This window comes from Ornithinimicrobium tianjinense (assembly GCF_014636495.1).
GTDB lineage: Bacteria > Actinomycetota > Actinomycetes > Actinomycetales > Dermatophilaceae > Ornithinicoccus > Ornithinicoccus tianjinensis.
Window position 1 is genome coordinate 287,051 of sequence record NZ_BMEM01000004.1, and the last position, 22,086, is coordinate 309,136.

A 22,086-nucleotide genomic window follows, 5' to 3' on the forward strand; every position below is an offset into this window, starting at 1 on the left:
TGTCCGGGAGCGGATGGCTATCGTCGGGGGATGGCGTATCCCTCCCCCCGGCGGCTCAAGGCCCCGGTGAGTCCCGACGACCTCTTCGAGATCGACCACCTCCTCGACGACGAGGAGCGCGCGATCCGGCAGACCGTCCGCGACGTGGTCGCCGAGCACGTCCGCCCGCACGTCGCCGGCTGGTACGAGACCGGCGAGCTGCCGCTCCGGGAGCTGGCCCTCGAGCTGGGCCGCCTGGGCGTCCTGGGGATGCACCTGGAGGGCTACGGCTGCGCGGGGACGAGCGCCACGGCATACGGCCTGGCGTGCCTGGAGCTGGAGGCCGGCGACTCCGGCATCCGCTCACTCGTCAGCGTGCAGGGCAGCCTGGCGATGTACGCCATCTGGGCGTACGGCAGCGAGGAGCACAAGCAGGAGTGGCTGCCGCGGATGGCGGCCGGCGAGGCGGTCGGCTGCTTCGGTCTGACCGAGCCGGACTTCGGGTCCAACCCTGCCGGCATGCGCACGGTCGCCCGGCGTGACGGCGACGACTGGGTGCTCGACGGCACGAAGATGTGGATCACCAACGGCTCGGTCGCCGAGGTCGCCGTCGTCTGGGCGCAGACCGACGAGGGCGTGCGCGGCTTCGTGGTGCCCACCGCGACGCCCGGCTTCACCGCCAACGTCATCAAGCACAAGATGTCGCTGCGCGCCTCGGTCACCAGCGAGCTCGTCCTCCAGGGCGTCCGGCTGCCCGCCTCCGCCCAGCTGCCTGGTGCCGTGGGCCTCTCCGGCCCGCTCGGCTGCCTCAACGAGGCGCGCTTCGGCATCGTCTTCGGCGCGGTCGGCGCCGCGCGTGACTGCCTGCTGACGGCCATCGACTACGCGAGCACCCGCGTCCAGTTCGACCGGCCTATCGCCGGCTTCCAGCTGACCCAGGCCAAGCTCGCGGACATGACGCTGGAGTACGGCAAGGCGCTGCTGCTCGCCCTCCACCTCGGTCGCACCAAGGACCGCGCCGGGCTGGCGCCGGCCCAGATCAGCCTGGGCAAGCTCAACAACGTCCGCGAGGCCCTGGAGATCGCGCGCACGACCCGGACGATCCTCGGCGCCAACGGCATCACGCTGGAGTACCCCGTCATGCGGCACGCCAACAACCTCGAGAGCGTCCTGACCTACGAGGGCACGAGCGAGATGCACGCCCTGACCATCGGCCAGACGCTCACCGGACAGCAGGCCTTCCGGTGAGCGCGCTCACCATCGGCTACAAGGCCTCCGCCGAGCAGTTCGCCCCCCGCGAGCTCGTGGAGCTCGCCGTCGCGGCGGAGCAGGCCGGTATGCAGTCGGCGTTCGTCTCCGACCACTTCCAGCCCTGGCGGCACGAGGGCGGGCACGCGCCGTTCGCGCTGGCCTGGCTCGCCGCGGTCGGGGAGCGCACCGAGTCGATCGTGCTCGGCACGTCGGTGCTCACCCCGACGTTCCGCTACAACCCGGCCGTGCTCGCGCAGGCGTTCGCGACCCTCGGCTGCCTCTACCCCGGGCGCATCGTGCTCGGGGTCGGTTCCGGCGAGGCGCTCAACGAGCGCGCGACCGGTGGTGTGCCGGGCGAGTGGCCCGACTTCAAGGAGCGTTTCGCGCGTCTGCGCGAGTCTGTGCGCCTGATGCGGGAGCTGTGGGGCGGCGACCGCACCACCTTCGAGGGCGACTTCTACCGCACCGAGGACGCCACCGTCTACGACGTGCCGGAGGGCGGCGTCCCCGTCTACGTCGCCGCAGGTGGCCCCACGATGGCGAAGTACGCCGGCCGCATGGGCGACGGCTTCATCTGCACGAGCGGCAAGGGCATGGAGCTCTACACCGAGGAGCTGCTCCCGGCCGTGGAGGAGGGCCGCGCGCTGTCCAGGAACCCCGACCGCCCGCTCGCGCGGATGATCGAGATCAAGGTCTCCTACGACCGCGACCGCGAGGCCGCGCTGGAGAACACCCGGTTCTGGGCGCCGCTGTCCCTCACCGCGGAGCAGAAGCACAGCATCCACGACCCGGTCGAGATGGAGCGGTTCGCCGACGCCCTGCCGATCGAGCAGGTGGCGCGGCGGTGGATCGTGGGCAGCGACCCGGGCGAGATCGTCGAGCAGGTGCGCCCCTACGTGCAGGCCGGGTTCGACCACCTCGTCCTGCACGCCCCCGGGCACGACCAGCGCCGGTTCCTGGAGCAGTATGCCGAGGACCTCGCCGGTCCTCTGGCCGAGCTCGGGGCGGACCTTCCCGGTTGACCTGGCAGGATGTTACCCATGAGTAACACCTCGACCGCGGTCGGTCGCGCCCAGCGCGTCGGGCGCCTCAAGGCGCTCGCCAGCACGCCGACAGCCCTGCGTCACGGGATGAACCTGTGGCCGCCGTTCCTCTTCACCGGCATCCGGGTCGAGCACATCGGCGCCGACTGGCGCTCCGCACGCGTCCGGCTGGCGCCCAGCCCGCTCACGAGCAACTACGTCGGCACGCTCTTCGGTGGCTCGCTCTTCTCGATGACGGACCCGTTCTGGATGTTCCTCATCCTGCGCCACCTCGGACCGGGGTATGTCGTGTGGGACAAGGCGGCGGAGATCGAGTTCGTCTCCCCGGGGCGAACGTCGGTGACCGCGACCTTCGAGCTCACCGACGAGGTCCTCGACGAGCTGCGCGAGGCCGCGGTGGGCGGGGCGAAGGTGCTGCGCTGGTTCAGCACCGACGTGGTCGCCGACGACGGCACGGTCGTGGCGCGCGTCCGCAAGCAGATCTACGTGCGGGAGGCGCGGCCTTGACGCGAGCAGCCCACGGGTCAGCGCGGTAGCTCGACCGTCCGACGCACGGCGTCGGCGACCACCTCGCCGAGAGACCCCGTGCTCTCGAGCACGGCACGCTGACGGCCGGCCTCTCCGCCGACCCCGAGCAGCCCCTCGACCCACGCCTCCACTTCCGGCCGGTCCCCGCTCTCGACCAGGGCCGGCCGCACGTGCCGCAGGAGCTCGCCGACCGCCCTCGCGGCCGGCACCGGACGACCGCTGCGGGGGTCCACGAGCGGGCCGGAGAGACCGCGCCACGACGCCAGCCAGGTCTGCCGCTGCAGCTCGCTGGTGGACACCGGCGGGTGAGCCTGTCCGCGGCCACGGCCGGCCCGCCACCGCCTGGCCTCGGTCTCCACGAGGGCACGGACGAGCAGCGCCAGACCGACCGTGTCCCGCACGTCGGGACTCACGTCGGCGATCCGGATCTCGACCGTCGGCACGTGGGCGGACAGGCGGGCGTCGAGATAGAGCATGCCCTCGTCGAAAATCAGCCCCTGGTCGATCAGCGCGTCGACGTACTGGTGGTAGGCGGTGCTCGAACCGGACCACGGCGGGGGGCCCGACACCGGCCACCGGGCCGTCAGCTGCCAGCGGTAGCTCGCGAACCCGGTGTCCGCCCCGGCGTGGAAGGGCGAGCCGGCCGTGAGCGCCATGAGGGTGGGTAGCCAGTTGCGGACTCCGTCCAGCACCCCGACCCCCTCGTGCTCGTCCGCGACGCCCACGTGCACGTGGCAGCCGCAGGTGAGGTGACCCCGCGCAAGGGCGCCGTAGGTGTCCCAGATCCGGCGGTAGCGCTCTACCTCGCGGACGTGCCCGCCGCTGGCCAGGGACAAGGTCGCCAGCCCGGCCGGCGCCGCCCCGACGGTGGCAGCGCGCGCGGCGGCGTGCCGGCGCAGCGCGCACAGCTCGTCGAGCAGGCCGTCCGCAGACGTGTGGGGGCGGGTCTGGACCTCCACCATCTCCTCGAGGAACTCCCCGTCAAGCAGGGGGTCGTCGGCGCCGAGGAGCGAGCTCGCCACCGGCAACGCCTCGCCGGTGCCCGGCTCGACCAGGAGCAGCTCCTCCTCCACACCGACGGTGCGCATGGGGCTCATCCTCCTCCCGCCACCGCCGTACAGCCACCCCAGTGGGCGGCTGCCTCAGCCGTGCACGGCGTGGCTGAGCAGGCCGTGCAGGGCCACCAGCCCGTCCCGGGAGAGCACCGACTCCGCGTGCCCCTGGATGGTGGCCAGGCCGGGTCCGCGCAGCCCGACGACCGCGTCGTGCGGAGCGTGCACCGCAACCTCGAGGGGACGTCCCGCGACCGACACCTGCGTGCCCGGCGCCGGCGGGCGGGCGACGAAGGTGTTGTAGAAGCCGATCCGGCGCACGGTCCCCCACAGGTCGACCGGGATCTGCACGCCCTGGTTGGGGCGGTCCAGCTTGGCGATCTCCAGGCCGGCCATCGCGGCCAGCACCTGGTGGGAGAGGCAGACGGCCAGCAGCGGCAGACCGGCGTCCAGACGGGCCGCCAGCAGGTCGCGCAGCCGCGCGATGCGCGGGTCCGACAGGTCGGTCGGGTCACCGGGACCCGGGCCGCACAGCACGAGGTCCCAGGCCGGGTCGACGACGTCGGCGGGGCTCACCCCTTCCCAGCGCCGCACCTCGGCCGCCATCCCGACGTGCCGCACCATGTGGGCCAGCATCTGGGTCCAGGTGTCCTCGGCGTCCACGACGAGCACCCGCCGGCCCGCGAGCAGCGGGTCGGGGCGGCTCTCCTGCGGCGCGAGCCAGAACGGCGAGAGCGTCTCGTTGCGGGCCGCCAGGTCCTCCGCGACCCCCGGGAGCAGGGCGAGCTGCACGTCATACCCCAGCTCGCGGCGGGGCCGCAGGCCCAGCGCGGCCAGGACGCCGCGCGCCTTCGCCGAGGTCTCGGCCCCCTCGGAGCGCGGGTCGCTGTGCCGCACGAGCGTGGCGCCGGCGCTCACGGTGATCGTGCCGGCGTCGTCGACGTGGGCGGTGCGGATGAGGATCGGCGCGTCCAGCCGCTCGCCGCCCTCCTCGTCGAGGTCCAGCAGCGCGAGCACCCCGGAGTAGTAGCCGCGGCCGTCGGGCTCATGGCGCTGGATGACCGTGCAGGCGTTCTCCATCGGGGACCCAGTGACGGTGGGCGCGAACATCGTGGCCCGCAGCACGTCGCGGACGTCGGACTCGCTGGAGCCGTCGAGGAGGTACTCCGTGTGGGTGAGGTGCGCCATCTGCTTGAGCGAGGGACCGGTGATGCGTCCGCCGTCGGAGCAGATCTGGGCCATCATCTTCATCTCCTCGTCGACCACCATGAAGAGCTCCTCGGTCTCCTTGGTGTCCCGGATGAAGCTGGCGAAGGACTCCCGCAGCACGGCACCCTCCGGGCCGGGGTCCTGCGGGTGGCGGAAGGTCCCCGAGATGGGGTTCATCCACACGCGGCCGTCCCGGACGCTGACGTGCCGCTCCGGGGTGGCGCCGACGAGCGTGTGCCCGGGGGTGTGCACGGCGAAGGTCCAGTAGGCGCCCCGCTCGTCGGTCAGCAGGGTGCGCAGCCAGGTGAGCGCGGCGGTCGCCGGGTCCGCGTCCGTGCGCGCCACGACGTCGCGGCGGATGACGAAGTTGGCCCCCTCGCCGTTGCCGATCTCCTCCTCGATCACGCGCGCGACCGTCGCCTCGTAGTCCTCGTCGCTGACGCTGAAGCGCTCGTCCGTGACCGCGACGGTCGCCGTCGGCAGGGCCGCCACCAGGTCCGCCACCGGGATCGTCCGGTATGCCGTGGCGTCCGTCGGGCGCAGCACGCGCAGCGGGGTGCCGTCGTCGTGGGCGTCGAAGCCGCGCTCGGTGATCTGGCGGTAGGGCACCAGCGCGAGGACCGGCGCGCCGGTCAGGGGCCGGGGCAGGTCGCGCAGCAGCTCGAGGTCCACGACCTCGCCGACGATGACCTCGGCCTCGGCGCGTCCCTCGCGCAGCAGCACCGCCCACGACTGGCCGGAGGGGTCGGCGAGGATCTGGTCGAGGAGGCGCTGGGGCATGAGCGACAGTCTCCCATCCCTCACGCCCCGACCCAGCTCCCCCCGCGCATGACCCGTCGCACCACCAGCGCGTCGTCCAGCCCCACGAGGTCGGCCCGGCAGCCGCGGGCGAGCCGGCCGACGTCGTCCCGGCCGATCGCCGCCGCAGGCGCCGCCGTGGCGGCGTGCACGGCGTCCCGGAGCGGCACCCCGGCGGCGACCGCCGTCCGCACGGCCCGGTCCAGGCTGAGCGTGCTGCCGGCGATGGAGCCCGGCGCGCCGTCGGGCCCGGCAGCGGCCAGCCGCGCGACGCCGTCGACGACCTCCACGTCGAGGGTCCCGAGGCGGTAGCTGCCGTCACCCACGAGGGCCGCCGCCATGGCGTCCGAGACGAGCACCCAGCGCTCGCCCGCCTGGCGGGCGACCGAGCGGACGACGGCCTCGTGGAGGTGGGTGCCGTCGACGATCGACTCGACCGCCACCCGGGGGTCCTCGAGCAGCGCGGTCGTCGGGCCTGGCTCGCGGTGGTGGAGCGGACGGCAGCCGTTGTAGAGGTGGGTCGCCACCGTGGCCCCGGCGGCCACCGCCGCCCGCGTCCGGTCGTAGGTCGCGTCGGTGTGGCCGACGGCCACGTGGACGCCGCGGGCGACGAGCGCCCGCACCGCGTCCAGGGCACCGGCGCGCTCCGGCGCCAGCGTCACCATGACCAGCGCCTCGCCCGCGGCGTCGGCCAGCGCCGCGACGTCGGCCGGGTCGGGGTCGGCGAGCAGCTGCGGCGGGTGGGCCCCGCACCACCGCTCGGAGAGCCACGGCCCCTCGAGGTGGAGGCCCGCCAGCCCGGCCTCGACGAGCGGCCTCAGCACCCGCACCTGCTCGAGGAGCCGCTCCACCGTGTCGGTGACCAGGCTGGCGACGACCGTGGTGGTGCCCTGCCGCAGGTGCGCGTCGCGCGCGGTCAGGGCCGCCTCCGCACCGTCGGCGAACGCCGCACCGCCCCCGCCGTGGTTGTGGATGTCCACGAAGCCGGGGACGAGCACGGCATACCGGCCCCCGTCCGCGGCACCGAGCGGCGCGCGCCCCTGCCCCACCTGCACGATGCGGTCGCCCTCGACGAGCACCCACCCGTCGGCGAGCTCGCGGTCCGGCGTGAGGACGCGGTCCGCGCGGACGAGGCTGACGCTCACCTAGAGCTCCTGCCAGGTCGGCTTCGCGGCATACGTCTCACGGTAGTAGTCCTTGAGCTGCAGGCGCGACGCAGCGCCCGGGTCGAGCAGGACGGTGACGTGCGGGTGCAGCTGGAGGGCCGTCGCGGGCCACAGGGCGCTCACCGCGCCCTCGACGAGATGGTGGACCGCCTCCGCCTTGCCGACCCCCAGCGCGAGCAGCACGAGATGGCGCGCCTGCAGGATCGTGGCGATGCCCTGCGGTGCCGACGCAGACGGCGTGGGGACCGGCCGCCAGCGCCGCGACCGCGTGCTCGTGGGTGTGGATCCGGCCCTCGGCGACGACGACGTGCCCGGGCAGCTCGCGGACCACCTCGCGGAGCAGCCGCAGGTCGGGGCCCTCGGTGCGCGGCCGGGCGCCGGTGTAGCCCGCGAGCGTGGTGCCGACGACGTCGGCCCCGGCCTCGGCGGCCGCGACGGCGGAGGCGAGGTCGTCGCAGTCGGCCATCACCAGCACGCCGTGCTCGTCGTGCGGCAGGCGGACCAGGTCGGCCACGCTGCTGCCGTCGGGGCGCGGCCGGAGGGTGGCGTCGACGGCGACGACGTGCGCGCCCGCCTCGGCGACCGCCCGGGGGTGGCGCAGGGTCGGGGTGATGTAGACCCCCTCGTCGCCGTCCTTCCACAGCCCGATCACGGGCACGTCGACGGCGGCGACCGTGGCCCGCACGTCGTCCAGGCCCTGCACGCGCACCGCGGCCGCGCCGCCCTCCACGACCGCCGCGGCGACATCGGCTCACCCGGGTAGGCCTGGCAGGACACGACCAGCCGCCCCGCGGTGCGGGCGCTGAGCTCGTCGAGGGTGAGGATCATCGGTGACCTCCGCTGGTATGCCGTGCGCCGGCCCAGTGAGTGCTGGAGGGCGTTCGTCATTGATCGCGAGCCTCTCGAGGGTCGGACATCGGACATCTGATGTCGGGTGTGTGTCACACTAGAAACTGCGAGGTTGATCGTCAAGGAGGAAGGTCGCGAACGTGGCAGAAGCGGACAAGGGAGCCGCCGTGCTCTCTCAGGACAGCCGTCGACGGCAGACGTCGTGGTCGACCGCCGAGGCGATCAAGGGCTACATACGGGACCACGGGCTCACGAGCGGTGAGCCGCTGCCCACCGAGACCGAGCTGTGCGAGGTCCTCGGCGTCTCCCGGTCCTCGGTCCGCGAGGCCATCCGCACCCTCGCCTCGCTCGACATCGTGCAGGTGCGCCACGGCTACGGCACCTACGTCGGCGGCCTCTCCCTCGCCCCGCTCGTGTCCGGCCTGGTCTTCCGCGGCTCGCTCAACCAGGACGGCACCTTCGGCACTCTCCGCGAGGTGCTGCAGGTGCGGATCGCCCTCGACCTCGGGGTGGCCGACGAGCTGGCCGCCCACTACCGCGGCACCACCAACTCCGCGCTCCGCGCGCTGGTCACGCAGATGCGCGCCCACAGCCGCGCCGGCGAGAGCTTCGCCGCGCAGGACGGTGAGTTCCACCGCCAGCTGCTGGCCCCGCTCGACAACACCCTGGTGCGCCAGCTCGTCGCCGCCTTCTGGGAGGTGCACACCAACGTCGTGCCGATGCTCGGCATACCCCGGGCCGCGGACATCGACTCCACCGTCGAGGCGCACGACGAGATGCTCGACGCGCTCGAGGCGGGTGACGCCGAGGCCTACCAGCAGGCCGTGCTGCGCCACTACGCCCCGCTGCGCAACGCCATCGACCAGGCCCTGGCGAACGGATGAGCCGGCGGGTGCTCCTGACCGGAGCGGCCGGCGACGTCGGCCGGACGCTCGCCGAGGGGCTGGCGGCGCACGTCGACCTGGTCCTGACCGATGCCGACCCCGAGTCGGGCCTCGACGTCCTCGACGTGCGGGACCTGGACGCCTGCACGCAGGCCTTCGACGGCGTGGACACCGTGGTCCACCTGGCGGGCGCCGCCTCGCCGCAGTCCGACTGGGACAGCGTGCTGGACCTCAACATCGTCGGCACCCGCACCGTGCTCGAGGCGGCCGTCCGGGCCGGGGTGCGCCGCGTCGTGCTCGCCTCGTCCAACCACGTGACAGGGATGTACGACAAGGAGGGCAGCTGGCCGGTCTACGCCTCCATGCCACCGCGCCCGGACTCGCTGTACGGCGTCTCCAAGGCCGTGGCCGAGACGCTGGGCAGGTACTACCACGACGCGCACGGCCTGGAGGTGGTCGCCCTGCGGATCGGCTGGTCGACGGGCGACTACGGAGCGGCGCAGGAGGAGCTGCTCCGGGCGATGTGGCTGAGCGAGCGCGACACCGTGGAGGTCTTCCGCTGCGCGATCGAGGCGCCCGTCAGCTTCGGCATCTACTACGCCACCTCCGACAACCCCAACCGACGCTGGGACCTGACGGGAGCCACCGTCGACCTGGGCTACCGGCCGCAGGACTCGTGGCAGGCGGCCGCGGGCGAGGAGGAGGACGTGGTGCCCGGCGGCGAGCCCACCTCGCCCCGCTGGCCCGACGTCTAGCAACGCTGCGCAAGGCGCCCGCGACTGAGCGTCCCGTGAGAAAGCCTCCCGTGAGAAGGCGTCCCGTGAAAGAACGTCCCGTGGATGTCGGGACCGTTCCCGACTCCTGCGTGACGATCCTCGCGGGACGATCTGTGCGGAGGATCTGCGCCGGGGCCATCGCTGCCGGACGCCATCGTGAGGTCATGTCCATGGCGAACGCCTGACCGGACCCCAGCTGCGCCCAGCACCGCACCGCACGCGCCACCGGCCGACACCACCGCCACACCCACGATGGCGAGGAGGAGGACGTGGCGCCCGAGGGCGAGCACACCTCCCCCCGCTGGCCCGACGTCTAGCAGCGCTGGGATAGGCGCCCGCGACAGAGCGTCCCGTGAAAGAGCGTCCCGTGGATGTCGGGACCGTTCCCGACTCCTGCGTGACGATCTTTGCGGGACGCCCTCCCCGAACGCGCTGGCGCACAACGCTTGCCGGAGCGCCCGACGACGTGCACGTCCTGTTCACCCGCCCGTCGCGGAGCGGGCGTGGGATAGGGGGACCGCGATGACGCAGCACTCGGAGGGAGCCGGCACATGGACCACCAGCAGGTCGAGCAGATCGTCGACGAGCTGACGCACCGTTACGTCGCGACGTTCACCAGCCAGGAGGTGCGCGAGGTCGTCGAGACCGCCGTGCGTGACCTCGAGCAGACCGCCGCCGCCGGGCCGTACCTGCCCGTGTTCATCCGGAGGTTCGCGCTGGAGCAGGTGGAGCACCGGGCCACCACGCGCGGTGCGGATCCCTACGGCGCGCACGACGTGCTGTTCGTCTGCCCCGCCAACGCCGGACCGTCACAGATCGCGGCCGGCCTGGCCAACGAGCTGGGCGGCGGCCGGGTGCGCGCGTGGTCGGCCGGCGTCCGCCCTGCGGAGCAGATCCTGCCGGCCGTCAACCAGGTGATGAGCGAGCGCGGCGTGGCGCTCCTCAAGGCCTTCCCCAAGCCGGTCACCCCCGCGGCGGCGACCAGCGTGGAGCGCATCGTGACCATCAACGTGGACGGCACCGCGTGCGCGCTGCCGAGCACGCGGGTCCCGGTGACCCGGTGGGAGGTCGACCTCGGCACCGGCCGCGACCTCGACGACGTCCGCCGGGCCCGCGACCAGATCGAGGGGCTGGTGGGCGGGCTGCTCGACGAGCTCCTGGTCTAACCCTCGCACCGCTGCACAGACGCCGACGCCGGCCCCGGAAGGATCCAGGGCCGGCGACGGCATACCTCTGAACGGGTGACCGAGGGTCAGTGCGTGACGGCACCCTGCGACGCCGAGCCCACGAGGCGGACGTACTTGTTGAGCACGCCGCGGCGGGCCCGCTCGGGCGGCTGGGGCGCGGCCCACACGGCCCGACGGGCGGCGAGCGTCTCCTCGTCGACCTCCAGGTCGAGGCGGCCGTTGGCCACGTCGAGCACGATCGGGTCGCCGTCCTGGACGAGCGCGACCGGACCTCCCTCGGTGGCCTCGGGCGCGATGTGGCCCACGCACAGGCCCGTCGTGCCGCCCGAGAAGCGGCCGTCGGTGACGAGCAGCACGTCCTTGCCCAGGCCGGCACCCTTGATCGCGCCGGTGATCGCAAGCATCTCGCGCATCCCCGGCCCGCCCTTGGGGCCCTCGTAGCGGATGACCACGACGTCACCGGCCGTGATCGTGCCGTCCTCGAGCGCGTCCATGGCCGCCCGCTCCCCGTCGAAGACGCGGGCGGTGCCGCGGAAGACGTCGGAGTCGAAGCCGGCCGACTTCACGACCGCACCGCCCGGCGCCAGCGTCCCCTCGAGGATCGTCAGGCCGCCGGTGGCGTGGATCGGGTTGTCGAGCTCGCGGAGCACGGTGCCGTCCAGCGGCGGGACGTTGAGCTCCTCGAGGTTCTGCGCCAGGGTCCTGCCGGTGACGGTCATGACGTCCCCGTGCAGCAGACCGGCGTCGAGCAGCGCCTTCATCACCACGGGGATGCCACCGACGCGGTCGATGTCGACCATCACGTGGCGACCGAACGGCTTGACGTCAGCCAGGTGCGGGACCTTCGCGCCGATCCGACGGAAGTCGTCGAGCGACAGGTCGACCTCGGCCTCGCGGGCGATGGCGAGCAGGTGCAGCACCGCGTTGGTCGAGCCGCCGAAGGCCATCGTCACCGCGATGGCGTTCTCGAACGCCTCCTTGGTGAGGATCTGCCGTGCGGTCAGGCCGGTGCGCAGCATGTTGACCACGGCCTCGCCGCTGCGGCGCGCGAAACCGTCCCGGCGCCGGTCCGTGGCGGGGGGCGCCGCGGAGCCGGGCAGCGACATACCGAGGGCCTCGGCCGCGGCGGCCATCGTGTTGGCGGTGTAGAAACCCCCGCACGCGCCCTCGCCCGGGCAGATGGCCCGCTCGATGGTGTCGACGTCCTCGCGCGACATGAGCCCGGCGGCGCAGGCGCCGACGGCCTCGAAGGCGTCGATGATCGTCACCTCGCGCTCGGACCCGTCGGAGAGCTTGGCGCGCCCGGGCAGGATCGAGCCGGCGTAGACGAACACCGAGGCCAGGTCGAGGCGCGCGGCCGCCATGAGCATCGCCGGGAGCGACTTGTCGCAGCCAGCGAGCAGCACGGAGCCGTCCAGCCGCTCGGCCGACATCACCGTCTCGACGGAGTCGGCGATGACCTCGCGGGAGACGAGGGAGTAGTGCATCCCCTCGTGACCCATCGAGATGCCGTCGGAGACGGAGATCGTCCCGAACTCCAGCGGGTAGCCGCCGGCGGCGTGCACCCCGTCCTTGACGGCCTTGGCCAGCCGCTCGAGGGACAGGTTGCAGGGCGTGATCTCGTTCCAGCTGCTGGCGACGCCGACCTGCGGCTTGTCCCAGTCCTCGTCACCCATGCCCACGGCGCGGAGCATGCCGCGCGCGGCGGTCTTCTCCAGGCCGTCGGTGACGTCGCGGGACCGCGGCTTGTGGTCGACGGTCTCAGCCACGGGCGGCCGACCCCTCGACGTAGTCGGTGTCCTGGGCGTTGTGGGACTTGACCCAGGACATCATCCCGCGCAGCTCCTTGCCGGTGGCCTCGATCGGGTGCGCGGCACCCTTCTCGCGCAGGCCGCGGAACTCCGGGGCGCCGGCGTCCTGGTCGGTGATGAACCGGTCGGCGAACGTGCCGTTGCGCACGTCCTCCAGCACGGCCTTCATGTTCTCCTTGACCCGCTCGTCGATGACCCGCGGCCCGGAGACGTAGTCGCCGTACTCGGCGGTGTCCGAGACCGACCAGCGCTGCTTGGCGATCCCGCCCTCGTACATCAGGTCCACGATCAGCTTCAGCTCGTGCAGGCACTCGAAGTAGGCCACCTCCGGCTGGTAGCCCGCCTCGGTCAGCGTCTCGAAGCCGTACTGGACCAGCTGCGACATCCCTCCGCACAGGACCGCCTGCTCACCGAACAGGTCGGTCTCGGTCTCCTCGGTGAACGTCGTCTCGATGCCGCCGGCGCGCAGCCCGCCGATCGCCGAGGCGTAGGACAGCGCCAGCGCCTTGGCGTTGCCGGTCGCGTCCTGCTCGACCGCGACCAGCACCGGCACCCCGCGCCCGTCGACATACTCGCGGCGCACCAGGTGCCCCGGGCCCTTCGGCGCGACCATCGCCACGTCCACGTCCGCCGGGGGCTTGATGTAGCCGAACCGGATGTTGAAACCGTGGCTGAAGAACAGCGCCTTGCCCGCGGTCAGGTTCGGCTCGATCGCCTCGGCGTAGACGTGGCGCTGCACGTGGTCGGGCACCAGCACCATGATCACGTCGGCCTCGGCGCACGCCTCGGCCGGCGTCATCACCCGCAGCCCCTCGGCCTGCGCCTTGGCCCGGGACGCGCTGCCCTCGGCGAGCCCGACCCGCACGTCCACACCCGAGTCGCGCAGCGACAGCGCGTGGGCGTGACCCTGGCTGCCGTAGCCGAGCACGGCCACCTTGCGCTGCTGGATCAGGGACAGGTCGGCGTCGTCGTCGTAGTACATCGTGGCCATGTGGGGTGACTCCTGGGTCTTCTCGGGTGGGTGGTGACGTTGCGTCAAGTATGCGGTGGAGGTGCGGGCGCCGGGACGGCGCCCCCGGGGTCAGAAGGCGGCGGCGGCCATCGCGCCCACCGGGCGCGGGCCGTTGTCGTTGATCGCCCACAGCTGGGTGCGGATCGCGTCGGCGTCCGGCAGCTCCTCGATGTGGATGACCTCGACGAGCTTGTCGAGCTGGTTGGTGACCTTGTGCAGCTGCTCGGCGCTGACGTTGACGACGATCGTCATGCGCGAGACCTTGCTGTCCTCGGTCGGACCGACGACCAGGTGGTCGATGTTGAAGTTGCGCCGCGCGAACAGGACCGAGACGCGCGCCAGCACGCCCGGGTTGTTCTCGACGAGGACGGACAGCGCGTGCCGCGTGGCGGGAGCGTTCATGGTGGTGCCTCTCTGTGCGTGGTGGGTGGCGTCGGGCGCCGGGGTGGTGGGGGTGGAGGCGAGGTATGCCGTGGGCGGGGTGGGCAGGGGTGGCGGCGGCGGGGGGTAGGCGGAGAGGAGCGTCATTCGTCGTCCCCGAAGTCGGGCCGCACGTCCCGGGCGTGCTGGATGTCGTCGTTGCTGGTGCCGGCCGCGACCATCGGCCAGACCATCGCGTCCTTGCTGACCCGGAAGTCGACGACGACCGGGCGGTCGTCGACGGCCATCGCGGCCTCGATCGTGCGGTCGACGTCCTCCGGGCGGTCGCAGCGCAGCCCCTCGCAGCCGTAGGCCTGGGCCAGCAGCGCGAAGTCCGGGATCTGGGTGGACGGGAGCTGGGAGGCGCTGAACCGCTCGGAGTAGAAGAGCGCCTGCCACTGCTTGACCATCCCCAGCGCGGCGTTGTTGATGATGGCGACCTTGATCGGGATGCCCTCGACCGCGCAGGTGGCGAGCTCCTGGTTGGTCATCTGGAAGCAGCCGTCGCCGTCCACGGCCCAGACGGTGGACCCGGGCATGGCGACCTTGGCACCCATGGCGGCGGGCACGGCATACCCCATCGTGCCCAGCCCGCCGGAGTTCAACCACCGGCGCGGGTGCTCGTAGCTGATGAACTGGCTGGCCCACATCTGGTGCTGCCCGACGCCGGACGCGACGATGGCGTCCGGGCCGGCGAGCGCCCCGAGGCGCTCGATGACGTACTGCGGAGCCATCGCGCCGTCGGAGGGGACGTCGTAGCCCAGCGGGTAGCGGCGCTTCCAGCCCTGGGTGCGGCGGATCCACGCGGCGTGGTCGGGGGCGGCACCGGCCGCGGTGCGACGGCTCCACTCCAGCACGAGCTGGGTGATCGTGTCCCGGACGTCGCCGAGCAGACCGACCGCCGTGGGGAAGTTCTTGCCGATCTCGGCCGGGTCGATGTCGGCGTGGACGATCGTGGCCTGCGGCGCGAAGGTGTCCTTGCGACCGGTGACGCGGTCGTCGAAGCGCGCGCCGAGGCTGACGATGAGGTCGGACTTCTGGAGGGTCGCCACGCCCGAGACCGAGCCGTGCATGCCCGGCATACCCATGTGCTGGGGGTGGCTGTCCGGGAAGACGCCGCGCGCCATCAGCGTGGTGACGACGGGGATGCCGGTGACCTCGGCCAGCTGCCGCAGCTCGGCGTGGGCGTCGGCCCGGACGCAGCCTCCGCCGACGTAGAGGACGGGGCGGCGGGCGGTGAGCATCAGCTCGACCGCGTCGCGGACCGCCTCGGGGGCGGCGCTGCTGGGCGGGCGGAAGCCCGGCATCGGCAGCTGCAGCAGCGACTCGTCGGCGGCCGCGGTGAGCGCGTCCTTGGTGACGTCCACCAGGACCGGCCCCGGGCGGCCGGTGGAGGCCAGGTGGAAGGCGGAGGCGATGGTCGCGGCGATCTCGTCCGGGCGGGTGACGAGGAAGGAGTGCTTGGTCACCGGCATCGAGATGGCGCGGATGTCGGCCTCCTGAAAGGCGTCCGAACCCATCGCCGTGCTGGCGACGTTGCCCGTGATGGCCACGATCGGCACCGAGTCCATGTTGGCGTCGGCCAGCGGGGTGACGAGGTTGGTGGCCCCCGGGCCGGAGGTCGCCAGGCAGACCCCGACCTTGCCGGACGCGGCCGCGTAGCCCTGGGCCGCGTGACCCGCACCCTGCTCGTGCCGGACGAGGATGTGGCGGATCTGCTCGGAGTGGTAGAGCGCGTCGTAGAGCGGCAGCACCGCCCCGCCCGGGAGCCCGAAGATGTGCTCGACGCCGAGCCGCTCGAGGGTGCCCACCAGCGCCTGGGCGCCGGTGCGGGTCACCGGGGCGGAGGCACCGGCGGGCTGCCGGGCGGGTGCGTCGAGGCTGTCGCTGCTGAGGTGGGTGGCGGTCATCTGCTCGTCCTCTGGGGGTGCGTTCGGGGGTGTCGTGGTCGGTGCTGGTCGTCTCTTGGCAACAAAAAACCCCTCGGCCCGGAGGGCAAACGAGGGGAGGACGCGTCTCGGCTGAGGTCTCAGGCCGGGGCGCGCCCCTGGGTAATAAGTACGACGGCAATCAGGTGCATGGGGCAACCCTGACCCACGGCATGCCCCGGCGTCAAGACCCTGAGCGGAAATGACATAGGTATGTGAGAGACGGCACACTTATGCCTCTTTCGATATAGCGTTGACGTATCGCAACACGTCGTGTCATTCTGATGACAGACGTGCGGGGCCGGAAGACCAGGGAGCGCTGCACGGCATACCCACACCAGGACAGACCACACCAGGAGGCACACTTGAACCAGCGTGGACGGGGCTTCGACCCCGAGCAGTTCTTCGGCCCGGACGGGCCCTTCGGACCCCGCGGCCCCCTCGGGCCGGGCGGCATCTTCGGTCCTCAGGGGCCGTTCGGCACCGGTGGTTGGCCGGGCGTCGGCGGCGGCCAGGGGTTCGCCGGCGGCGGCTGGGCCGGCGAGCGACGTGGCCCGCGCCCGGGCGGTCGACGGGCGCGCCGCGGCGATGTCCGCAGCGCGATCCTCGAGCTGCTGCGCGAGCGGGGCGCGATGAACGGCTACCAGCTCATGCAGGGCATCGCCGAGGCCACCGACGGCGCGTGGACGCCCAGCTCGGGCGCGATCTACCCGGCGCTGTCCCAGCTCGAGGACGAGGGACTGGTCGAGCAGACCGAGGTCGAGGGGCGCAAGGCCTACCGGCTCACCGACGCCGGCCGCACGGCGGCGGAGAACGGTCCGTCGCTGCTCTGGGGCCGCGAGGGCGGTGCCGAGCCCGAGGACCCCTGGTCCGGCAGCAGCCGGGGCGAGCACGCGCACGGCGAGCGCCGGGGCGGTCCGCACGGTCGGCACGGTGGTCCGGGACGGGGCTTCCGCGAGGAGTTCCGTCACGGAGGGTCGCGCCGCACGATCGGTGCCCTGTGGAAGGCGCTCGGCGGGCTCGCCGTCGCGACGCAGGCGGTCGGTCAGTCCGGGGACGAGGACCTGACGACCGAGGCGGCCGAGCTGCTCGACCGCACGCGCCGTGACCTCTACCGGATGCTCGCCGAGGCCGAGGTCGACCGCGACGACCCCGACGACGACGAGATCACCGACGCCGAGATCACCGACGGCGAGATCGTCGAGGAGTAGCCACTCATCCCCCCTCACCCTTCCACCGAACGCGCGGAGTGGTTGCGCGCTCGGTGGGTTGGGGGTGCGGTGGATGGGGGGTGCGGCGGGGCGGACCGGCGCCCGGGACGGCATACTGGCCCCTATGGCCGATCACTATGACGTTGTTGTCCTGGGCGCCGGTCCCGGCGGGTATGTCGCGGCGATCCGCGCGGCCCAGCTGGGCAAGAAGGTGGCCGTCGTCGAGAAGAAGTACTGGGGCGGTGTCTGCCTCAACGTCGGGTGCATCCCCAGCAAGGCGCTCCTGAAGAACGCCGAGCTCGCGCACACCCTGACCCACGACAAGAAGAAGTACGGCATCGAGGGCGATGCCACCATGTCCTACGGGCCCACCCACGCGCGCAGCCGCCAGGTCTCGGCGGGCATCGTCAAGGGTGTCCACTTCCTGATGAAGAAGAACAAGATCACCGAGATCGACGGCTGGGGCACGCTCACCGGCCCGACCTCGATGGACGTGGCGCTCAACGACGGTCAGACCCAGCAGCTGACCTTCGACAACCTCATCATCGCGACCGGCTCGGTCACCCGCATGCTGCCCGGCGTCGAGGTCAGCAAGAACGTCGTCACCTACGAGGAGCAGATCCTCGACGAGCAGCTCCCCGGCTCGATCATCATCGCCGGCTCCGGCGCCATCGGCGTCGAGTTCGCCTACGTCATGACCAACTTCGGCGTCGACGTGACGATCGTGGAGTTCATGGACCGGATGGTCCCGGCCGAGGACGCCGACGTGTCCAAGGAGCTGGCCAAGCACTACAAGAAGCTCGGCGTGAAGGTCCTCACCGGCACCAAGGTCGAGTCCGTCGAGGACACCGGCTCGGGCGTGCGGGTGACCGTCTCCCCCGCCGCCGGCGGCGACCAGCAGGTCCTCGAGGCCGACCGCCTCCTGTCCGCGATCGGCTTCGCCCCGCGCACCGAGGGCTTCGGCCTGGAGACCACCGGCGTCACGCTCACCGACCGCGGCGCGATCGAGGTCGACGACTACATGCGCACCAACGTCGACGGCATCTACGCCATCGGCGACGTCACCGCGAAGATGATGCTGGCCCACGTCGCCGAGGCCATGGGCATCGTGGCCGCCGAGACGCTGGCCAGCGCCGAGACCATGCCGATCGACTACCGCTTCATCCCGCGCGCCACCTACTGCCACCCGCAGATCGGCTCGATGGGCCTGTCCGAGCAGCAGGCCAAGGACGCCGGGTATGACGTGAAGGTCGCCTCCTTCCCGTTCACCGCCAACGGCAAGGCGATGGGCCTGGGCGACGCGGTCGGCTTCGTCAAGATCGTGGCCGACGCCGAGCACAACGAGATCCTCGGCGCCCACATGATCGGCCCCGACGTGACCGAGCTGCTCCCGGCGATCAACGTCGCGCAGACCTGGGACCTCACCGCCGACGAGGTCTCGCGCGTCGTCTTCGCCCACCCGACGCTGGGCGAGGCCGTCAAGGAGGCCTTCCACGGCATCGCGGGGCACATGATCAACCTCTGACGCACAGCGCCCAGCGCGCGACGGGCCCCCGACCTCGACCGAGGTCGGGGGCCCGTCCGTCTGCGGGGGCGCTGCGGCATACCGGTCCGGGGGCCCGCTGTCAATGGGCAGAAGTACGGGGGTCCGCCCGGCCCCGGACGGGTCTAGCGTCGAGTCGTTGCCACCCCGTGGGACGCGGGCCGACCGGGGACGTGTCGGACGACCAGGCTCGCGAGGGGTGGACTGTCCGCCCGGCCGCGTCTCGACGCGGTCGGGCGTCTCGGGAGCACCACCTCATCGCGCCGCCGGCCTGCCCGGCCGTCGGCCTCCTCACGAAGGAGCACCATGTCCCTCTCGCTGCGCGCGGTCGCCGTCTCGGCGGTCGCCTCGCTCACCCTCGGCACCGGGGCGGCGTACGCCGCGGTCGACCCGGTCAGCTATGACGACGCGCTCGACCCGGGCGCGTCGGTGACGATCACCAAGACCGTCTCCACCCCGGAGATCCCGCCGATGCCCGACATCGTCCTGATGGCCGACGCCACCGGGTCGATGGGCGGCGCCATCGCCAACGTCAAGGCCAACATGAGCGCCATCATCACCGCGGTGGAGGCCGTGCAGCCGGACGCGCAGTGGGCGGTCGCCAGCTACCGCGATGTCGGCGACGCCGGCACCTTCGCGCTCCACAGCGACCTCACCGCCGACACGCCCGCGACGATCGCCGCGGTCAACAGCCTCGCCGCCGGCGGCGGCGGCGACGAGCCGGAGGCACAGCTCAACGCGCTGTGGCAGATCGGTGACGGCGGCGACGCGGTGACCTACCGCGACGGCTCCACGCGGATCGTCGTCTGGTTCGGCGACGCGCCGGGCCACGACCCCAGCCTGGGCCACACCGAGGCGGACGCCACCGCCTCGCTCGTCGGCGCCGAGGCCCGGGTGCTCGCCGTCAGCGTCGGCGCCAACCGGCTCGACCTCACCGGTCAGGCCACCCGGATCACCGACGCCACCGGCGGCGCGCTCTACAGCGGCGTCTCCGCGACCGAGCTCGCCGACACCATCCTGGAGGGCCTGACCGCGCTGCCCGTCGAGGTCGGCGCGACCGCGACGTGCGACGACGGCCTCACCGCGACCCTCTCGCCGGCCAGCCAGACGGTGACCAGCGGGACGGACGCGGTCTTCGAGGAGACCCTGACCCTCGCGGCCGACGCCCCGCAGGGCACCGACCTCGGGTGCGAGGTTGCCTTCACGCTGAACGGCGAGCCGGGCGGCGACGGGTTCGTCCAGACCGTCTCGATCCACGTCAACGACGTCACGCCGCCGGTCGTCTCCTGCGAGCAGGGCGTGAACCCGGCCGGCCAGATGCCGATGGGCGGCAACCCGGACGGCTTCTTCGAGCTCGTCGCGACGGACAACGTCGACGGTGTCCTCTCGGTGATGATCGCCGACAGCGGGTCGCCCTTCTCGGCCGGTCCGTTCGCGCCCGGCACGATGTTCAAGGTCACCCAGGCCCCGGGCGCCGCGCCCAAGATCGAGCCCTTCACGGGTGAGGTCGACTGGAAGGTCCGCATCAAGGGCGACCTCGTCGTCACCGCGACCGACGCGGCGGGCAACACCGGCACCGCCATCTGCGACGTCCCGCCGGCCGAGTGATCACCGGCTGACCGTCACACCCGACGGCCCCACCTCCGGACGTCCCGGGGGCGGGGCCGTCACCGTGCCAGGCCCTCCTCCCCTCGGGTATGCCGTTTCTCAAGCACTCGGTCTCGGGTCGTCGCGGGCATCGACACGCCTCCCTTCGCGCTCCTACGATGAGCAGAGACGATCCGTTCGCTTCGAGGGGTCACCATGACTGAGTCCCTGCCCGAGGAGACCAGCCCCGTCGACGCCTCGCACTGGGACCCACCCATGCCCGACGCTCCCGGCTTCGTTCACACGGTCGTCGAGACCCCCGGCCTGCGCACCCACGTCGCCAGCATCGGCGGGGGGACACCGGTCCTGGCGCTCCACGGCTTCCCCGAGCACTGGTGGCAGTGGCGGGGCGTGGCGAGGACGATTGCGGCGCAGGGCTACCAGGTCATCTGCCCCGACCTGCGGGGAGCCGGCTGGACGGTCGCTGACGACCCGCGGTTCGACCGGGAGATCTGGCTGCGCGACCAGCTCGCGCTCCTCGACGCGCTCGGCATCGAGCGCGCCCATGTGGTCTCTCACGACTACGGCAGCGTCGCCGCGATGCAGCTCACCTACGCGCACCCGGAGCGGGTGCGCACCCACGTGCAGCTCGCCGTGCCCCCGTTCTTCATGACGCCGCAGCTCGGCCTGGCCCCGGGATTCAGGCACATGCCGAAGTTCGTCTGGCACCGACCAGGAACCTCGATGGCCTACCTCTTCTCCGACGCCTATCTCGCCCACCCGCTGAGCGAGGCGGAGATCGCTGCCTATCTCGCGCCGATGAGCCGACCGGAGATCGACGGAGCGCTGCGCCCGACCATGAGAAGACTCATCCTGCCCGAGGCGGCCGGCATGGCCACCGGGGCCTACCGACGCCAGCGCCTCACCGTGCCCACCCTCGCGGTCTTCGGGCGTGAGGACTACCCGTGGTCCGAGAAGCTCCTCCGACGGGCCTGCCGCAACGCCGAACGCCATGCAGATCACTTCGAGCTGGCCTTCGTCGACGATGCGAAGCACTACATCACCGACGACCAGCCCGACGCGGTCGCCCGGCTCGCGCTCGACTGGTTCGACCGCGCCGGCTGACCCACGGGCTCCGAGCGGAGCAGCGCGTCGCCGGGGGTTGTCCCCCGTCCCGATCCGGAGGCCCGCAGGCTCCCCCGACCGCCCGGTTCAGCGAGAGAGTAGAGACATGAACGATAAGCCTCAGCCCACCAACCTTCCCGGCCCCGCCGCCGACGACGTCTGGGGCGTCAACCGTCCGCCCGTCCTCGGCCCGAGCCCCGTCGGCCCCGATGCGCCCGGCCCGACCGGCCCGGTCTACCCGGCGCCCGACGACGACACGTCGACGCAGCAGCCGTACGGCCAGGCGCAGCCCCGCACGGGCTCCGACCTGGACCGCGGGTTCGCCGCCCTGCAGAAGGCCCCGCTGCGCCGCGACTCCGCCCACGGGGTGCTCGGCGGCGTGTGCGCCGGCATCGCGAACAAGCTCGGGGTCTCGCCCACCGCCGTCCGCCTGGCTGCGGTCGCGCTGGCGATGTTCTTCGGCTCCGGCGTGGCCGCCTACCTCATCGCCTGGGCCGCCCTGCCGGACCAGGACGGCTCCACCCACGCGGAGCAGGCCGTGCGCGACGGCCGCCCCCGCTCCATCATGGTCGCCGGTCTCGGCCTCGTCGCCACCCTCGGCGTCGTCGGCTGGGTCCTCGACAGCTGGTGGCCCCTGATCGCCGTGGCCGTCGTGGCCTTCGTGGTGGCGAAGAAGAAGGGACACTTCTCGTCCCACACCCACGGCTGACGGGCGCGACACGCGCGC

General features: G+C 72.5%; 18 protein-coding genes and 2 pseudogenes. 11 read left to right on the top strand and 9 right to left on the bottom strand.

What is annotated here, in order from left to right; genetic code table 11:
- Positions 1 to 30: 30 nt before the first annotated feature.
- The 3 genes from IEV65_RS12940 to IEV65_RS12950 are packed head-to-tail and all read left to right on the top strand — an operon-like array spanning position 31 to position 2,780.
- Positions 31 to 1,227, top strand: coding sequence for an acyl-CoA dehydrogenase family protein (locus IEV65_RS12940; RefSeq protein ID WP_188431420.1), 1,197 nt, complete (start codon positions 31 to 33; stop codon positions 1,225 to 1,227).
- Positions 1,224 to 2,252 (top strand): glucose-6-phosphate dehydrogenase (coenzyme-F420), encoded by a 1,029-nt coding sequence (gene fgd, locus IEV65_RS12945; protein WP_188431422.1) that lies wholly within the window; start codon positions 1,224 to 1,226, stop codon positions 2,250 to 2,252. The genes IEV65_RS12940 and fgd overlap by 4 nt, the downstream gene beginning before the upstream one ends.
- Before the next feature lie 18 nt (positions 2,253 to 2,270).
- Positions 2,271 to 2,780, top strand: coding sequence for a DUF4442 domain-containing protein (locus IEV65_RS12950; RefSeq protein WP_229735254.1), 510 nt, complete (start codon positions 2,271 to 2,273; stop codon positions 2,778 to 2,780).
- A gap of 17 nt (positions 2,781 to 2,797) precedes the next feature.
- Here IEV65_RS12950 and IEV65_RS12955 read toward each other — a convergent pair whose 3' ends face one another.
- The 5 genes and pseudogenes from IEV65_RS12955 to IEV65_RS12970 all read right to left on the bottom strand — a co-directional run.
- On the bottom strand, positions 2,798 to 3,889 hold the full coding sequence (locus IEV65_RS12955; protein ID WP_229735255.1) for a carboxylate-amine ligase: 1,092 nt from the start codon (positions 3,887 to 3,889) through the stop codon (positions 2,798 to 2,800).
- A 54-nt stretch (positions 3,890 to 3,943) separates the two neighbouring features.
- Positions 3,944 to 5,842 carry an anthranilate synthase family protein gene (locus tag IEV65_RS12960; RefSeq protein ID WP_188431428.1) on the bottom strand — a complete coding sequence of 633 codons (1,899 nt, stop codon included), beginning with the start codon at positions 5,840 to 5,842 and terminating at the stop codon, positions 3,944 to 3,946.
- 20 nt (positions 5,843 to 5,862) lie between these two features.
- Positions 5,863 to 7,005: an N-acetylglucosamine-6-phosphate deacetylase gene (locus tag IEV65_RS12965; RefSeq protein ID WP_188431434.1), complete on the bottom strand. Its 1,143-nt coding sequence runs from the start codon at positions 7,003 to 7,005 to the stop codon at positions 5,863 to 5,865.
- Positions 7,006 to 7,245 (bottom strand): annotated as a pseudogene (locus IEV65_RS15785) (glucosamine-6-phosphate deaminase); the annotation flags it as partial.
- Positions 7,244 to 7,854, bottom strand: a pseudogene (locus IEV65_RS12970) (N-acetylmannosamine-6-phosphate 2-epimerase); the annotation flags it as partial. The pseudogenes IEV65_RS15785 and IEV65_RS12970, both read right to left, overlap by 2 nt.
- 188 nt (positions 7,855 to 8,042) lie before the next feature.
- Here IEV65_RS12970 and IEV65_RS12975 point away from each other — a divergent pair.
- From IEV65_RS12975 to IEV65_RS12985, 3 genes are all read left to right on the top strand, one after another.
- The gene (locus IEV65_RS12975) at positions 8,043 to 8,759 is read left to right on the top strand and encodes a FadR/GntR family transcriptional regulator (protein WP_188431436.1); all 717 of its coding nucleotides are present in this window, start codon (positions 8,043 to 8,045) and stop codon (positions 8,757 to 8,759) included.
- Positions 8,760 to 8,767: 8 nt separating this feature from the next.
- Positions 8,768 to 9,514, top strand: coding sequence for an NAD-dependent epimerase/dehydratase family protein (locus tag IEV65_RS12980; RefSeq protein WP_229735256.1), 747 nt, complete (start codon positions 8,768 to 8,770; stop codon positions 9,512 to 9,514).
- A gap of 572 nt (positions 9,515 to 10,086) precedes the next feature.
- Positions 10,087 to 10,701, top strand: coding sequence for an arsenate-mycothiol transferase ArsC (locus tag IEV65_RS12985; RefSeq protein ID WP_188431440.1), 615 nt, complete (start codon positions 10,087 to 10,089; stop codon positions 10,699 to 10,701).
- Positions 10,702 to 10,787: 86 nt separating this feature from the next.
- Here the strand turns inward: IEV65_RS12985 and ilvD are convergent, their stop codons facing one another.
- From ilvD to IEV65_RS13005, 4 genes are all read right to left on the bottom strand, one after another.
- Positions 10,788 to 12,491, bottom strand: coding sequence for a dihydroxy-acid dehydratase (gene ilvD, locus IEV65_RS12990; RefSeq protein ID WP_188431442.1), 1,704 nt, complete (start codon positions 12,489 to 12,491; stop codon positions 10,788 to 10,790).
- Positions 12,484 to 13,524, bottom strand: coding sequence for a ketol-acid reductoisomerase (ilvC, locus tag IEV65_RS12995; protein WP_188431444.1), 1,041 nt, complete (start codon positions 13,522 to 13,524; stop codon positions 12,484 to 12,486). Before ilvC ends, ilvD begins: the two co-directional genes overlap by 8 nt.
- A 90-nt stretch (positions 13,525 to 13,614) precedes the next feature.
- A complete protein-coding gene (ilvN, locus tag IEV65_RS13000) occupies positions 13,615 to 14,073 on the bottom strand; it encodes an acetolactate synthase small subunit (protein ID WP_229735257.1) in 459 nt (152 codons plus the stop codon).
- Positions 14,070 to 15,875 carry an acetolactate synthase large subunit gene (locus IEV65_RS13005; protein ID WP_188431446.1) on the bottom strand — a complete coding sequence of 602 codons (1,806 nt, stop codon included), beginning with the start codon at positions 15,873 to 15,875 and terminating at the stop codon, positions 14,070 to 14,072. The genes ilvN and IEV65_RS13005 overlap by 4 nt, the downstream gene beginning before the upstream one ends.
- A gap of 383 nt (positions 15,876 to 16,258) precedes the next feature.
- Here IEV65_RS13005 and IEV65_RS13010 point away from each other — a divergent pair, with 383 nt between their 5' ends.
- The 5 genes from IEV65_RS13010 (at position 16,259) to IEV65_RS13030 (ending at position 22,068) form a co-directional block, all read left to right on the top strand.
- Positions 16,259 to 17,104 (top strand): PadR family transcriptional regulator, encoded by an 846-nt coding sequence (locus tag IEV65_RS13010; RefSeq protein ID WP_229735258.1) that lies wholly within the window; start codon positions 16,259 to 16,261, stop codon positions 17,102 to 17,104.
- Positions 17,105 to 17,228: 124 nt separating this feature from the next.
- Positions 17,229 to 18,629 carry a dihydrolipoyl dehydrogenase gene (gene lpdA, locus IEV65_RS13015; RefSeq protein WP_188431450.1) on the top strand — a complete coding sequence of 467 codons (1,401 nt, stop codon included), beginning with the start codon at positions 17,229 to 17,231 and terminating at the stop codon, positions 18,627 to 18,629.
- A 324-nt stretch (positions 18,630 to 18,953) separates the two neighbouring features.
- Positions 18,954 to 20,255, top strand: coding sequence for a vWA domain-containing protein (locus tag IEV65_RS13020; RefSeq protein WP_188431452.1), 1,302 nt, complete (start codon positions 18,954 to 18,956; stop codon positions 20,253 to 20,255).
- A 195-nt stretch (positions 20,256 to 20,450) separates the two neighbouring features.
- Positions 20,451 to 21,359 (top strand): alpha/beta fold hydrolase, encoded by a 909-nt coding sequence (locus IEV65_RS13025; RefSeq protein ID WP_188431454.1) that lies wholly within the window; start codon positions 20,451 to 20,453, stop codon positions 21,357 to 21,359.
- 106 nt (positions 21,360 to 21,465) lie between these two features.
- Positions 21,466 to 22,068, top strand: coding sequence for a PspC domain-containing protein (locus IEV65_RS13030; RefSeq protein WP_188431456.1), 603 nt, complete (start codon positions 21,466 to 21,468; stop codon positions 22,066 to 22,068).
- Positions 22,069 to 22,086 lie beyond the last annotated feature (18 nt).